We start from the raw sequence: 14,011 nt of genomic DNA, 5'->3' as shown, positions 1-14,011 counted from the left end.
GTTTGTAATGAGTATATCGAGTTCTTAAACAATTATTCATTGCAAATCAATATCAATAACATTATTCACTCACAAGATTTTGAAAAAATTGCTAAGATAAAATTGTACTCATTGAGGGAAGTAACCATATGTCAAATCAACAAATAAAGTCATCAAAAATATGTCATATCAGTCTACTTTCCACCCTACTCATTTTCGGGTTCAATAGTACAGCTCAAGCAGAGACTTCAATTTTATCAGATCCATCAAATCAACAAAAACAATGGGTTGGAAAACCTGCACCCGCTTTTAAACTGCAAGACCAAAACTCTAAATGGCATGAGTTAAAGCAATACAAAGGCAAATGGGTTGTCTTATATTTTTATCCTAAAGACAATTCACCTGGCTGTACCCAAGAAGCCAATGAATTTAAAGCACTTTATCCGCAATTTATTAAAAACAATGCCGTAGTTTTTGGTGTTAGCTTAGATGATGTCAAATCACATCAAAAATTTTCTGAAAAGCTAGGGCTAAATTTCCCAATTCTTGCTGATCAGAATCACCAATTGGCAACGCAGTTTGGTGTTGTGCGTAATTTAGGTATTACCAAAATTGCCAAACGTGAAACATTCCTTATCGATCCACAAGGCACTATTGTTTATCACTACAGCAGTGTCAATACACAAACCCATGCAGGGCAAGTATTGGCGGATATTCAGAAATTTTCTAAAAAATAAAATGGTCTATGATGTACTTTAATAAAATACATCATAGATATAATTTCTTTTAAAAAATAAATAATTAATAGTGATGTATTTCACTTTAATACATTCATTTCTTTGTAATTCCAAAAAATTAACAAACTTTCCACGCTTAGCTCTAAACGGGAAGTCGATTGTTAACCCTGAATGACTTGTCAAATTTAAATCATCTACATGATATTCATAGATTTCACCATATTTTGTCTTATATTTACCTGAATAATAGGCACAACCCTCAATAATATTATTTGGATCTTCCGCTTTAAATAAAGCGTACTTTGGCAAAACAATATATGTATATACAGGTCGTATGATCAACTGAAAAAGAATCAATAACAAAAGTAAAAGTATCACAGGGATAAAAACAGTCTTGTGGTTAAAGTCTATCATTGTTTTAAATTTTATCACTGACTATCACCCACTCACACATAGAGCACCTCACCATATCATTATTTTATTCAGTCATAATCAATTACCAATCTTCTTAAAATAGATTTTCAATTCCTAAAAAAGTTAAACATTCTTAAATTTTTATTCAATTTCAAAGAAATGCTTTTCTGTCACAAGCTTAATTTTGATCTCATTATAATACCGAATCATTGGATCTCGAACGTCTTTACTTAACATATCAACAAAACTATCTTCTTTCATGAGTTTAGAATACGTTTTATAACCCAAAATTAATTTTTGTGGTTCTGCATTCTCTCTAAAATCTTTAATTCGCTTATTAAGCTCTTTTAAATCAATAATCATATTTACCACTCCCGACTGTTATACCGACTGTAGCAATTAATTATTACAGTTTAATTGTCACGCTTTTCAAAAATAAAAACTTTAGTTCCATTCATGGAGTTTCAAATTGAATTCATTCTATTGACCAAAAATATCATCAGACTTTCCCATTCTCGTCATTGCACTCTGTACTTTATTTAGTACACTCGAAACACATAACAATTTTAAAGTCATATACAAAGGAACAGCTATGAGCGAGGCTTACATCATTGATGCCATTCGCACACCACGCGGAAAAGGGAAAAAAGATGGTTCACTCTATGAAGTGAAACCGATTACATTACTCACCACATTACTCAACGAACTCAAAGATCGCCACAATTTAGACACCTCTAAAGTTGATGACATCGTACTCGGTTGCGTGACCCCTATTGCCGATCAAGGTGGTGATATTGCCAAAACTGCAGCGATTGCGGCAGGTTGGAACAATGATGTTGCAGGTGTTCAGATTAATCGCTTCTGTGCATCGGGTTTAGAAGCTGTCAATATGGCAGCGCAAAAAGTTCGTTCAGGTTGGGAAGATGTTGTCGTTGCAGGTGGCGTAGAATCAATGTCACGTATTCCAATGGGTTCAGATGGTGGACCTTGGGCGCTTGACCCTGAAACAAATTTAAAATCACATTTTGTTCCACAAGGTATTGGTGCCGATCTGATTGCCACTTTAGATGGTTATAGCCGTTCAGATGTTGATAGTTTTGCGGCAAACTCTCAACAAAAAGCTGCTGCTGCACAAGCTGCAGGACGTTTTGATAAATCTGTTGTGCCTGTAAAAGACAAAGCTGGTGTATTAATCTTAGATAAAGATGAGTTTATCAAGCCACAAACAACGGCTGAAGGCTTGGCAAAACTTAATGCAAGCTTTGAAATGATGGGTGGTATGGGCTTTGATGCAATTGCTCTTCAACAATATCCTGAAGCACAAAAAATTAACCATGTACATCATGCAGGAAACTCATCAGGTATTGTCGATGGTGCTGCTGTGGTATTACTCGCTTCTGAAAAAGCAGTGAAAGAACAAGGTTTAAAACCTCGTGCTAAAGTTCTTGCAACTGCACTTGTGGGTACAGACCCAACAATCATGCTTACAGGTCCTGCACCTGCTGCACGTAAAGCTTTGGCAAAAGCAGGCTTAACCATTGACGATATTGACTTATTTGAAGTGAATGAAGCTTTTGCATCTGTTGTGATGCGCTTTATCAATGAATTGAAAGTTCCTATGGAAAAAGTCAATGTGAATGGTGGTTCTATTGCGATGGGTCACCCACTCGGTGCGACAGGTGCAATGATTTTGGGCACACTGCTTGATGAATTAGAACGTCAAGGCAAAAAACGTGGTTTAGCAACATTGTGTGTAGGTGGTGGCATGGGTATTGCGACCATTATTGAGTTGGTATAAGGAGAATAATAATGAGCGCAATTCAATATGAAAAAAATGCGGATGGTATTGTTATCCTTACACTAGATTCGCCAAATCAATCTGCAAACACCATGAATAGTGACTTTCGTGTCGCTTTAGAAAATATTGTTTCAAAGCTTAAATCTGAAACAGATATGACAGGTATCATTTTCCGTTCAGCGAAAAAAACCTTCTTTGCAGGTGGTGACTTAGACGAGCTGATTCAAGCTCGCCCTGAAGATGCAACACCATTTTTTGAAATGATTCAAAAGATGAAAGCAGAGTTTCGTTATATTGAAACTTTAGGTCTTCCAGTCGTCGCTGCTTTAAATGGCACGGCGCTTGGCGGTGGTTGGGAAATTGCTTTAGGTTGCCACGCACGTATCGCACTCAATGATCCAAAAGCAAAATTCGGTTTACCTGAAGTGACTTTAGGTTTACTTCCCGGTGGTGGTGGTATTGTGCGTATGGTTCGCCTTTTAGGCTTACAAAATGCATTTCCATTCCTCATGGAGGGTAAGCAGTTTGGTGTAGATAAAGCTAAATCTTTAGGTTTAATTCAAGACACAGCTGAAACTATTGAAGAGCTGATGGATAAAGCGATTGCTTGGGTCAAAGCCAATCCAAAGTCACAACAACCTTTTGATGTAAAGGGCTATAAAATTCCAGGTGGTGATCCTAAAACTCCTGCTGTTGCGCAAGTTCTTGCGATTGCACCTGCAATGCTGCGTGATAAAACGAAGGGTTGTTATCCTGCGCCTGAAGCAATTATGTCTGCTGCAGTTGAAGGCGCTCAGGTCGATGTTGATACAGCACTGACGATCGAATCACGTTATTTCACTTACCTTGCGACAGGTCAAGTGGCGAAAAATATGATCGGTACATTCTGGCACGGTCTAAATGCCATTAAAGCAGGTGCGAGCCGCCCTAAAGATATTGCAAAATGGCAAGCAACGAAAGTTGGTGTACTTGGTGCAGGTATGATGGGTGCAGGTATTTCCTACTCAACTGCGACCAAAGGTATTGCTGTTATCCTAAAAGATGTTTCTCAAGAAAATGCCGATAAAGGTAAAGCTTATAGCCAAAAACTTCTCGATAAACGTGTTTCACAAGGTCGCATGACAGCTGAAAAACGTGATCAAGTTTTGAGTTTAATTACAGCGACAGCAAATGCTGAAGATTTAAAAGGCTGTGATTTGATTATTGAAGCTGTATTTGAAAATCAAGAACTTAAAGCAAAAGTAACACAAGAAGCTGAACATTACCTTACGGATGGTGGTGTGTTTGCATCAAATACATCAACATTGCCAATTACAGGTTTAGCAAAAGCTTCTAGAAATGAAGCAAACTTCATTGGTCTTCATTTCTTTAGCCCAGTCGACAAAATGCCGTTGGTTGAAATCATTAAAGGTCAAAATACGTCTGCGGAAACTTTGGCAAAAGCATATGACTATGTTCAGCAAATTGGTAAAACGCCAATCGTGGTGAATGATAGCCGTGGCTTCTTTACAAGCCGTGTATTTGGTACTTTCGTCAATGAAGGCTTGCGTTTACTTGCAGAAGGTGTACACCCTGCACGTATTGAAATGGCAGCGCTTAAAGCGGGTATGCCAGTTGGTCCATTGGCAATTCAAGATGAAGTTGCATTGACTCTGTCTGAACATGTGACCAATGAAACGCGTAAGGCATTGCAAGCTGAAGGTAAAGACTTACCGCACTCGCCTGCCGAAGATGTATTAAAACACATGATTCACGAGTTTAACCGTAAAGGTAAAGCTGCTGGTGCTGGTTTCTATGAATATCCTGAAAGTGCTAAAAAATATCTTTGGGATGGTTTGAGCCATTGGTCGAAAGAAGTGGATATTTCTGAACAAGAAATGATTGATCGTTTCCTCTTTGTTCAGTCTTTAGATACTTTGCGTTGCTATGAAGAAAATGTACTTGAATCTGTGGTTGATGCCAATATTGGTTCAATCTTCGGCATTGGTTTTGCGCCGTGGACAGGTGGTGCAATTCAATTCTTAAATCAATATGGTTTAGAAAAAGCATTACTACGTGCCAATACACTTGAAGCAAAATATGGTGAGCGTTTTAAAGCACCACAGAAATTAAAAGATTCTGTTACTCAAGGTAAAATCAGCTAACTTATTTTGATTTTTAATCAACAAAAAGGGATTGTTCGCAATCCCTTTTTTTATCTCTAAAAAATACATCTAAAAAATTTGATTCACCATAAAAAAGGCGATATAAAATTGTATCCGCTAGCTTTGAACCATCATTTCACTCAAATTACTGCTGATGAATCATACTGATTCACAAGATTAAAAATATAAGAATCTAATGCATATTTAAGCTAAAAGTATCCTTCAATAAATCATAGTTTTTACATTTTTTTGGTCTGAATATTGTACTTTTCATGTTATAACATTACTTAGTTCTTATCCTTTTTATCTGGAATACTCCCATGTCAGATGCCATTAAGTCTCAAGAAATTGCCAACGAAAAAAAAGGTTGGAAAGGTTTATTCATTGCCGCTGTTCTCAGCGTGTTTTTTCTAGGCATTTTTTATATGGCAATGAGTAATGAACCTGATTATATGCCAAGCAAGCAAAATCAAACTCAGCCTCATAATCAAGCGTCTACAGAACATCAACACAATGGTAAAGCCATGTCTGATGAAGAAATGAAACAGATGAACCATACAGAATCTTCATCTGAACATGCACATTAATAACATAAAAAATGATTTGATTACGCTTATCGCAGATCAAAATAAAAAAGACCTATAGCATGCTATAGGTCTTTTTTATTTATATATCGTACAACTCAAAGTGATTGAACTAAATCAAGTAGAAGTATCAAGCATCATAGCCATATCAACATGTGGAATACCACAATCTAAATACTCACTGCCCTGTACAGAAAAACCTAAACTTTCATAAAAATGAATTGCATGAACCTGAGCGGACAGTTTTAATAATGGACGTTGTTCAATTTTTGCCTGAAAAATAATCTGTTGCATCAGTATTCGACCAACGCTTTGACCACGATATTGGCTTAAAACTGCAACTCGACCCACACTGTGATTTAACAATAACCGTGCTGTTGCAATCGCCTTTTGCTCGTCATAAACCATGAAATGCAACGCGATTGCATCTTGATCATCCCATTCATCTTCTGCTGCAATACCTTGTTCTTCAATAAATACAGCTGTACGAATATGACGTGCATCTTGCTCTACAACAGCCCAATCTGCATGTTGAATATTTAATCCTTTCATATACACATTTTTCCTCTGTATTTGCTAAATACTCTACAATTTCAAAAACAATAAATATCTGTAAAGCCACCATAATTTTTAAATTAGTGTTAATTTAAGTACGAACTACATCATACTTTTACATAGACCTAACTCAAAATATGAAATTTAAAACATTAAAATATACATTCATCCTCAGCACTATCCTTAGCTCAGGAATTGCATCTGCACAGAAAGTTGATGAACCTCGTGCTATTGCGCTAAGTAATGCCATGATTCAAATGTTTGCGACTACACATCTAAACAAACCAGATGCACAAATCAAAATGACCGCTTTAATCCAAAATGTATCTGAAGCAGATATTCGCAAAGAGAATCAACAGAGTTTATCTACCTTTGCTTCCCCAACAGCGAGTATGTTTGCAACTTTAGAAGAACAATTTGGCGTAAGTGATTTCAAAGTGATTAAACCTGCTTTTGAACATCAACTCAAAACGCAAAATTCTTTTTATCAAAGTTGTAAGATTTCAGGAAAAGTCGCTGAACAACAAAATGACTTACTTGTTCCTATTTTGTGTCAAATCCCCGATTTTGATATGAATACACTCAACATTCCTGAACGTAAAAGTAGCGAAAGTGATGCTCAGTTTATGGCTCGTTCAATTGATACGCTATCGACAAGTTTAGATAAAGCCCCTAAAAAAGCATTTCCAACGCATATTTTAATCCATCGTCAGAATCAACTTTATATCCCTGAAATGGATTCATCACAGTACTTTCCAGGCAGTATCACGCAACAGATTAGTGGTACACCTGAAGAAGAACTCGATACACAAATAGATGAAGAAGATGCCGCACCTTAAAGCCCAATAAATTTTCAATCTGAAAATCAAGGTAATGATCAACTTTAAAATTAATCATTACCTAAATACACGCTTAAACGATTAGCACTTACTACCAATACCCTGCTGATCCCACATATCGTTCAACAATAATTCAAGCGAATGTTGTTGAATACCATACATTTCTTTCAAAGCGTCAATCTGTGCTAAAACGTCTTGATCAGGCGTTGTATAGCCTTTACGCTTCGTTGCTAAAATCATTTTATTTTTACTTGTATGTTCGAGTGCCACAAATTCAAAGACCTTGGTATCGTAGCCGTAGGCTTTTAAAAATAATGCACGAATCGTATCAGTCAACATTTCTGCTTGCTGCCCCGCATGAATACCAAACTGTAACATTGGTTGAAATACAACAGGACTTTTGAGCTGTGGACGTAATTCTTTATGACAACACGGCGCACACATAATCATTTGGGCATTCAATCGAATACCTGTATGAATGGCAAAATCGGTGGCAACATCGCACGCATGTAAGGCAATCATTACATCAAGTTGTTCAGGTTCAAAGGTACGGACATCGCCCTGAAAAAACTCTAACTGCTTAAACTCAGACTGCTTTGCTACATCTTGGCAAAAGTTCACCATTTTCTCATTGAGTTCAACGCCTGTAACTAAAGGTTGTTGATGATTTTTTTGCAAATAATCATATAAAGCAAAAGTTAAATAACCTTTACCTGAACCAAAATCAACGACATGTAAGGGACGAGAATCCGTTGAAATTGCATCTACTGCACCTGCAAAAATTTCAACAAATTTATTAATCTGTTTCCATTTTCGTGCCATGCTCGGAATAATTTGTGCTTTCGCATCGGTAATACCTAATGGCTGTAAAAAGTAACTCTGTTGATCGACAAATCGATTTTTTGCACGATCATGTCCTTGTTGTTCATCGACTTTTTTCACTGTATTGTTTAGCTTAGTCATACTCAATATGGCTTTCTTTTTATTCTTTTTCAGTTGATATTCTTGCTCATACGTCAGCAAGTTCGCTTGTTTACAGTGTGCAAGTAATTCACTCACTAAGGCTAATGCTTCTGTAAGTGAATAGTTTTTAGTCACATCCTGAGTCTTGTAACGATACAATACATTGAGCACCGTATCATTTTGCAGAAGAATAGTACGAACAGTGATTTTCTCTAAATGCTCTAATTCTCCTTTGTATTGGCTTAGAATTAGACGATCAAAGCTTTTTGAATCAATTGCTTGCTGAAAGGCATCGAGCAATTGTTGTTCTTGAACTGAAAATAAAGCCACATCGGACATAACAAAAACCTAAAGGAGATATACCGTGATTTTAAAACGTCTTACCTAAAAGGTAAAATTACATTACTATACATATGTATTTTTAAGAAAATAAAAGCAATGAATACTTCAATCTCTCCCCTACAAACATATGATCCTGTTGAAGAACGTATCAATGGGCTCAGTCATGCCTTGGGTGCTATTCTTGCACTCATTGCGACTTGCTGTATGCTGATGAAGGGTAGTTATTTACCTGCATGGCAGTATTTTGGGCTAATTGTTTATGGTCTGAGCATGATTTTGCTCTTTTCAAGTTCTGCTGTTTACCACTTTTGTCAAGATGAACAAAAACGAGCTTGGTATAAAAAACTAGATCATACCGCTATTTATTATTTAATTGCAGGCACCTATACACCTTTTCTAGCGATTGCTCTGCCAACAGCCAAAGCACATTACCTCCTGATTGCCTTGTGGGTCATTGCTGCAATTGGGACACTATTCAAGTTAATTTTCATTCATCGTTTTCAAAAGATTTCTCTCATTGCTTATTTGGTCATGGGTTGGTTCGCTGTGCTTGTAATTGATGATATGCAACGCTTTTTAAAACCAGATGCATTAAAATTATTAGTAATTGGTGGCTTAGCTTATACGATTGGTGCATTGTTTTATGCCCTAAAAAGAGTAAGATACACGCATGCAATTTGGCATATTTTTGTATTGATTGGGGCAGGATCACAATTCCTATCCATCTATCTTTACGTCATTTAATCCTTTGCCACTCAAAATTCAGTGACCCTGAATGTGTGAAATAGGATTGATCCCGTTGTTTTTTTAAGAAATTACGCCTTTTTTAAAAAGATTACGCTTGAGAACTATTTTTTACTTTTTCAAAGTGTAAGGTCTATCATGGCGTCATCAACATCTACAATTGAAGTTCCAACAAATTCAAAAGCTCGTGTACTTATGGCGAGTTTGGTTGGTACAACCATCGAATTCTTCGATTTCTATATCTATGCAACTGCTGCAGTGATTATTTTCCCGCATTTGTTCTTCCCTGCAAGTACCGATCCGACTACAGCAACAATTCAATCGCTTGCAACTTTTGCCATTGCCTTCATTGCTCGCCCAATTGGTGCAGCACTATTCGGGCATTTGGGTGACCGAATAGGACGAAAAGCAACGCTCGTGGCAGCATTACTGACCATGGGGATCTCGACTGTCTGTATTGGTCTACTCCCAACCTATCATCAAATTGGCATCGTTGCACCGTTGTTACTTGCGCTTTGTCGTTTAGGTCAAGGCTTAGGTTTAGGTGGTGAATGGAGCGGCGCTGTACTGCTTGCCACTGAGAATGCACCTGAAGGTAAACGTGCTTGGTATGGTATGTTCCCTCAATTGGGTGCGCCAATTGGATTTATTTTGGCAACGGGTTCATTCCTCACTCTCGGAGCATTTATGTCTGAAGCAGACTTTATGCAATGGGGCTGGCGTATTCCTTTCCTTGCAAGTGCTGCCTTGGTGATTGTAGGTTTGTACATTCGTTTGCAATTGCATGAAACACCTGCATTCCAAAAAGTACTCGATAAACAAAAAGAAGTGAATATTCCGTTTAAAGAAGTTATGACCAAACATTGGGGCATGCTTATTTTAGGTACGATTGCTGCGATTTGTACTTTCGTGGTGTTTTATCTCACCACAGTTTTTGCACTGCAATGGGGTACAACGGAGCTAGGTTATACACGTGCTGAATTTCTTAAGCTTCAACTGCTAGCAACTCTATGTTTTGCTGCATTTATTCCACTTTCGGCAATTTTAGCTGAAAAATTTGGTCGTAAAACTACATCAATTGGTGTCTGTATTTTATCAGCGTTGTTCGGTTTAGTATTTTCAAGCATGCTTGAGTCAGGTAGCACGCTTGTTGTATTCCTGTTCTTATGTACAGGTCTTGCGATTATGGGGCTGACCTATGGTCCAATTGGTACTGTATTGTCTGAAATTTTCCCAACTTCAGTACGTTATACTGGTTCTGCTTTGACCTTTAATCTTGCAGGTATTTTTGGTGCATCTTTTGCGCCATTGATTGCAACAAAATTGGCGACTACATACGGCTTGTATGCTGTCGGTTATTACCTCACTGCTGCCTCTATTCTTTCACTCCTTGCCTTCTTAGCGATTCGTGAAACTAAAAATGATGATGTGAATAATCAAATCTAAAGATGATTTACACATCTAAATGCCCATAAAAAAGCCAACAAATATGTTGGCTTTTTTATTGTAAAAACGAAGTGTAGCTAAATACGTTGAGAATCAAGCGATAACTTATTGTTCAAGCTCTAAGTCTGCCATCATCAAGTCATAAGTATCATTAAAAACTTCTCGATCACCACCTGCATTGTAAAAACTCGGAATAATAAAAGTCACTATTTCTTGTGTTTCTTGAGTGAAATATAGATGATTGACGAGTGCTTCTAAATCACCATCTGCAATACCACAAGCTTTGATCAAGTCTTCAAATTGTTGATAGAATTTCTTGGCAAAACTCTCTGCATTAACATCATCCGCCGCATGAAATTCATTCTCAAGTGACTTTAGACCTTCTTCCAATTGTGCTGATTGTGATTCAGACAGACCAAAAGGTATTCCAACTTCTTTATGAAATGTCATATTATTGCCCTCTATTGTTTTTATTTGCTTGCTTCAACACGCTTAAATAGACATATGTGAGGCATCGCACATTCTTTATTTTTAGAATATACACGGAAAAAAACAGATAGCCAACCCATTGATAAAAATAAATTTTATTATTTATTAAATGTTTATAATAAAACCATATCTGTTTAAAAAATATTCAAAATAAAAGCTATCTGAAAAATATTTTCCATCAGTATTTGCATGTTTTTTCATTTCCCATACAGCTTGAGACTATTAAAACTCGACCTAAATTAATTCAATAATATCAATTGTTGGCGGTACACGAAAACGAAATGGTACACCGACCATTCCTGTACCCACACTCACAAACACATCGGCATTATCATGATGATACAGACCACGCTTGTGGCCAAGAATAGATACCTTTTTCATCACATAACTCGTCAACCAAGGTAGTTCAACCTGTCCACCATGCGTATGCCCCGAAAGCATTAATGGACGAGTGGGTAAATCAGGAACCATATCAACGGTATCAGGGTTATGTGACAAAATCAGCCAAGGTTTATCTTGCGGTAATTCTGGCATATAACGCATATCTGCTTTACCCGCCCACAAATCACCAACGCCTATTAAGCGAAATCCATCAAACTCAACAATCTTTCCTTCAATGTCCATGACATTGTTAATCTCTAAAGCATCTTTTAAAAGTTGCTGAATTGGTGGTCCAGGATATTGTTCATCATGATTACCATTGACCGAATAAACTGGAGCTTCAATTTGCTTTAATACTGCTAACTCTTCTGCAAGTTTATTTTCAGGCTCATAGGTCCAATCACCAGCAACGACAACAAAATCAGGTTGTTGTTGATTAATTTTGTGCACAATCTGTTTGAGTTGACGTTCATGTCCTGAAAATAAACCGATATGTAAATCTGCAATAAGTGCAACACGAACAGGTTTAGGCAGTGGTTTTTTCTGTCCTAAATCATAATGCACATAATTGATCCGAATCATATGTGGTTCAATAAACCGTGCATAAATCAGTAAACTGCTCATCAAAAATGCAAAAATACTTTCATGTAAAGAGAAGATTTTTATCCAACCTGCGTATAAACTAAAAAAGAACAACGGAAATAATAAATAAGACAGGTAAAATGCCAATAAATGGACAAATGATTTAAACGGATGAATTGTTTCTGTACGTGATTGACTGATCCAGGCTTGGGCAATGCCCCAAATCCCAACAACAGCAAAACACACGTAAAAGTAAAATTCGATTGAATCACTCATCCACATATTAAATCTCAACCTCTAGATTGATCTAATTGATTAATCTGCTCGATCATCACCATGATGATCTCAATTAGCTTAAACATTGAAGACATTATGACTCGAACGCATCAGATACAGGTTCAATTGCATCAATTGAATAACAAAAAAAATAGCATACATCGATCTTCAATATTGATGCTGACGAGCTGTATCTTGTTGAGTCTGTCCGCATGTAGTACCTTGCCCAAGCAAATAGCGCAACAAACAGAATATTCTAAAGATATAGACACATCAGAGACTACTCTTGCCCATATTATTACGCCATTAAAGCAACACAATCCTGAATTAACAGGCTATCATGTCCTCTATGATCCACTTGAAGCCATTGCAGCAAGAATACATCTAATTGATAAATCAGAAAAAACCTTAGATTTACAATACTACATTTGGGACAACGATAAAATCGGTTCATTGGCTTTATATAAAATTATTCAAGCTGCTGATCGTGGCGTTAAAGTTCGCCTGCTCATTGATGATAACAATGCTAAATCGATGGAAGCTATTTATTTGGCTTTAGATCAACATGCCAATATTGAAGTGAAACTCTTCAATCCTTATAAATTTCGCCGTTTACGCCCATTAGAGATGGTCATTGATCTCAAACGCATTAACCGCAGAATGCACAACAAAAGCTTTATTGCTGACAATCAGATTGCTTTAATTGGCGGTCGTAACATGAGTAATCATTACTATAATGTCAGTGAGAACTATCAATTTTCAGATGTAGATGCCATGTTGGTTGGCAAGTCCGTAGATGATATAAGCCATTCTTTCGATGAATATTGGAATGACAGCTATGCCTATCCTGTACGCCAAATTGTCAATCCTGCACAATATAGTTTGCGTTATGAGGGTTTAAAACAACAACTGACACAGCACTACGAAGATATTACCGTGCAAAATTATCTTGATTTAAGCAATCGCTCAAATGACTTTGATAATTGGCTAAGTACCCATGTACAGCTCGATTGGGTCAAAGCAGAAGTAGTCAAAGACTCACCTGATAAAATTCGCTCTAAAGCTAAAAAAGAGCAACATATTAATTTCCAAATGATTAAACAATTGGAAAAACCCGAGACGAGTGTCGATATTATTTCCGCTTATTTTGTACCGCAAAAAAAAGGCGAAGAGCGTTTAACTGAACTATCGAAGGAAAATGTTCATGTTCGGGTATTAACCAATTCATTCAAAGCCAATGATGTTGCACTTGTCCATGCTTTTTATGCTAAATATAGAAAAAATTTACTGAAAAATGGTGTAGAACTTTATGAATTTCTCCCTGCTGTTTCAGATGAAGAACTGAAAAAAAGTAATGAAGAACTGTCAGAAAAAACTAAAATTAGTATGAAAGGATTAAGTCGCTCAAGTCTGCATGCTAAACTGATGGCAATTGATGAAAAACAAGTCTTTATTGGCTCATTTAATTTTGATCCACGCTCTGCAAACTTAAATACTGAAATTGGTGTGATTATTAACAGCCCACCGCTTGCCAAAGCCGTGCATCAAACAATGGACAATAATTTAAAAAAATATGCCTATAAATTGGTTTTAAACGCTGAACAGCAAATCAATTGGCAACGCCAAACTCCTCAAGGGATCGTGACACTCACTAAAGAACCAAAAATGAAATGGTGGCAAAAAGCGGGAGTCAAATTTATTTCTTGGCTACCAATTGAAGGTTATATGTAAAACTAAC

The 14,011-nt window shown here is 36.8% G+C and carries 13 protein-coding genes; 8 read left to right on the top strand and 5 right to left on the bottom strand.

Annotated elements, in window-relative coordinates:
* Nucleotides 1–128 precede the first annotated feature (128 nt).
* On the top strand, nucleotides 129–716 hold the full coding sequence (locus tag FW754_RS12470) for a peroxiredoxin (protein ID WP_419347581.1): 588 nt from the start codon (nucleotides 129–131) through the stop codon (nucleotides 714–716).
* Between the two features lie 555 nt (nucleotides 717–1,271).
* Here the strand turns inward: FW754_RS12470 and FW754_RS12465 are convergent.
* The gene (locus FW754_RS12465; protein ID WP_409511127.1) at nucleotides 1,272–1,493 is read right to left on the bottom strand and encodes a hypothetical protein; all 222 of its coding nucleotides are present in this window, start codon (nucleotides 1,491–1,493) and stop codon (nucleotides 1,272–1,274) included.
* 229 nt (nucleotides 1,494–1,722) lie between these two features.
* Here FW754_RS12465 and FW754_RS12460 point away from each other — a divergent pair, with 229 nt between their 5' ends.
* From FW754_RS12460 to FW754_RS12450, 3 genes are all read left to right on the top strand, one after another.
* The gene (locus tag FW754_RS12460) at nucleotides 1,723–2,928 is read left to right on the top strand and encodes an acetyl-CoA C-acetyltransferase (protein WP_446324815.1); all 1,206 of its coding nucleotides are present in this window, start codon (nucleotides 1,723–1,725) and stop codon (nucleotides 2,926–2,928) included.
* Between the two features lie 11 nt (nucleotides 2,929–2,939).
* Nucleotides 2,940–5,072 (top strand): 3-hydroxyacyl-CoA dehydrogenase NAD-binding domain-containing protein, encoded by a 2,133-nt coding sequence (locus FW754_RS12455; RefSeq protein ID WP_446324814.1) that lies wholly within the window; start codon nucleotides 2,940–2,942, stop codon nucleotides 5,070–5,072.
* 320 nt (nucleotides 5,073–5,392) lie between these two features.
* Nucleotides 5,393–5,659: a hypothetical protein gene (locus FW754_RS12450; RefSeq protein WP_409511124.1), complete on the top strand. Its 267-nt coding sequence runs from the start codon at nucleotides 5,393–5,395 to the stop codon at nucleotides 5,657–5,659.
* Between the two features lie 114 nt (nucleotides 5,660–5,773).
* On the opposite strand, the gene FW754_RS12445 is transcribed toward FW754_RS12450, so the two are convergent.
* Nucleotides 5,774–6,208, bottom strand: coding sequence for a GNAT family N-acetyltransferase (locus FW754_RS12445; protein ID WP_409511123.1), 435 nt, complete (start codon nucleotides 6,206–6,208; stop codon nucleotides 5,774–5,776).
* A gap of 140 nt (nucleotides 6,209–6,348) precedes the next feature.
* On the opposite strand from FW754_RS12445, the gene FW754_RS12440 reads away from it, so the two are divergent.
* Complete coding sequence (locus tag FW754_RS12440; RefSeq protein WP_446324813.1) at nucleotides 6,349–7,050, top strand: hypothetical protein; 702 nt, start codon at nucleotides 6,349–6,351, stop codon at nucleotides 7,048–7,050.
* Between the two features lie 81 nt (nucleotides 7,051–7,131).
* Here FW754_RS12440 and FW754_RS12435 read toward each other — a convergent pair whose 3' ends face one another.
* Complete coding sequence (locus tag FW754_RS12435) at nucleotides 7,132–8,352, bottom strand: class I SAM-dependent methyltransferase (protein ID WP_446324812.1); 1,221 nt, start codon at nucleotides 8,350–8,352, stop codon at nucleotides 7,132–7,134.
* Nucleotides 8,353–8,451: 99 nt separating this feature from the next.
* Here FW754_RS12435 and trhA point away from each other — a divergent pair, with 99 nt between their 5' ends.
* Both trhA and FW754_RS12425 read left to right on the top strand, forming a co-directional pair.
* Nucleotides 8,452–9,099: a PAQR family membrane homeostasis protein TrhA gene (gene trhA, locus FW754_RS12430; RefSeq protein WP_446324811.1), complete on the top strand. Its 648-nt coding sequence runs from the start codon at nucleotides 8,452–8,454 to the stop codon at nucleotides 9,097–9,099.
* A gap of 138 nt (nucleotides 9,100–9,237) precedes the next feature.
* Complete coding sequence (locus tag FW754_RS12425) at nucleotides 9,238–10,545, top strand: MFS transporter (RefSeq protein ID WP_409511119.1); 1,308 nt, start codon at nucleotides 9,238–9,240, stop codon at nucleotides 10,543–10,545.
* Nucleotides 10,546–10,650: 105 nt separating this feature from the next.
* Here FW754_RS12425 and FW754_RS12420 read toward each other — a convergent pair whose 3' ends face one another.
* Nucleotides 10,651–10,995: a hypothetical protein gene (locus FW754_RS12420; protein ID WP_446324810.1), complete on the bottom strand. Its 345-nt coding sequence runs from the start codon at nucleotides 10,993–10,995 to the stop codon at nucleotides 10,651–10,653.
* A gap of 273 nt (nucleotides 10,996–11,268) precedes the next feature.
* On the bottom strand, nucleotides 11,269–12,279 hold the full coding sequence (locus FW754_RS12415) for a metallophosphoesterase (protein ID WP_409511117.1): 1,011 nt from the start codon (nucleotides 12,277–12,279) through the stop codon (nucleotides 11,269–11,271).
* Between the two features lie 90 nt (nucleotides 12,280–12,369).
* On the opposite strand from FW754_RS12415, the gene FW754_RS12410 reads away from it, so the two are divergent.
* On the top strand, nucleotides 12,370–14,004 hold the full coding sequence (locus FW754_RS12410; RefSeq protein WP_446324849.1) for a phospholipase D-like domain-containing protein: 1,635 nt from the start codon (nucleotides 12,370–12,372) through the stop codon (nucleotides 14,002–14,004).
* Nucleotides 14,005–14,011: the final 7 nt, after the last annotated feature.

The sequence above is a fragment of the Acinetobacter sp. 1207_04 genome, assembly GCF_052850415.1.
Note: the sequence above shows the minus strand (reverse complement) of the source record. Positions and strands in the feature narration are given on the sequence as shown.

Bases quoted from the DNA above. Each gene is read 5' to 3' on its own strand.
- FW754_RS12470 (WP_419347581.1), top strand. From the start codon at position 129: ATGTCAAATCAACAAATAAAGTCATCAAAAATATGTCATATCAGTCTA.
- FW754_RS12465 (WP_409511127.1), bottom strand. From the start codon at position 1,493: ATGATTATTGATTTAAAAGAGCTTAATAAGCGAATTAAAGATTTTAGA.
- FW754_RS12460 (WP_446324815.1), top strand. From the start codon at position 1,723: ATGAGCGAGGCTTACATCATTGATGCCATTCGCACACCACGCGGAAAA.
- FW754_RS12455 (WP_446324814.1), top strand. From the start codon at position 2,940: ATGAGCGCAATTCAATATGAAAAAAATGCGGATGGTATTGTTATCCTT.
- FW754_RS12450 (WP_409511124.1), top strand. From the start codon at position 5,393: ATGTCAGATGCCATTAAGTCTCAAGAAATTGCCAACGAAAAAAAAGGT.
- FW754_RS12445 (WP_409511123.1), bottom strand. From the start codon at position 6,208: ATGAAAGGATTAAATATTCAACATGCAGATTGGGCTGTTGTAGAGCAA.
- FW754_RS12440 (WP_446324813.1), top strand. From the start codon at position 6,349: ATGAAATTTAAAACATTAAAATATACATTCATCCTCAGCACTATCCTT.
- FW754_RS12435 (WP_446324812.1), bottom strand. From the start codon at position 8,352: ATGTCCGATGTGGCTTTATTTTCAGTTCAAGAACAACAATTGCTCGAT.
- trhA (WP_446324811.1), top strand. From the start codon at position 8,452: ATGAATACTTCAATCTCTCCCCTACAAACATATGATCCTGTTGAAGAA.
- FW754_RS12425 (WP_409511119.1), top strand. From the start codon at position 9,238: ATGGCGTCATCAACATCTACAATTGAAGTTCCAACAAATTCAAAAGCT.
- FW754_RS12420 (WP_446324810.1), bottom strand. From the start codon at position 10,995: ATGACATTTCATAAAGAAGTTGGAATACCTTTTGGTCTGTCTGAATCA.
- FW754_RS12415 (WP_409511117.1), bottom strand. From the start codon at position 12,279: ATGTGGATGAGTGATTCAATCGAATTTTACTTTTACGTGTGTTTTGCT.
- FW754_RS12410 (WP_446324849.1), top strand. From the start codon at position 12,370: ATGACTCGAACGCATCAGATACAGGTTCAATTGCATCAATTGAATAAC.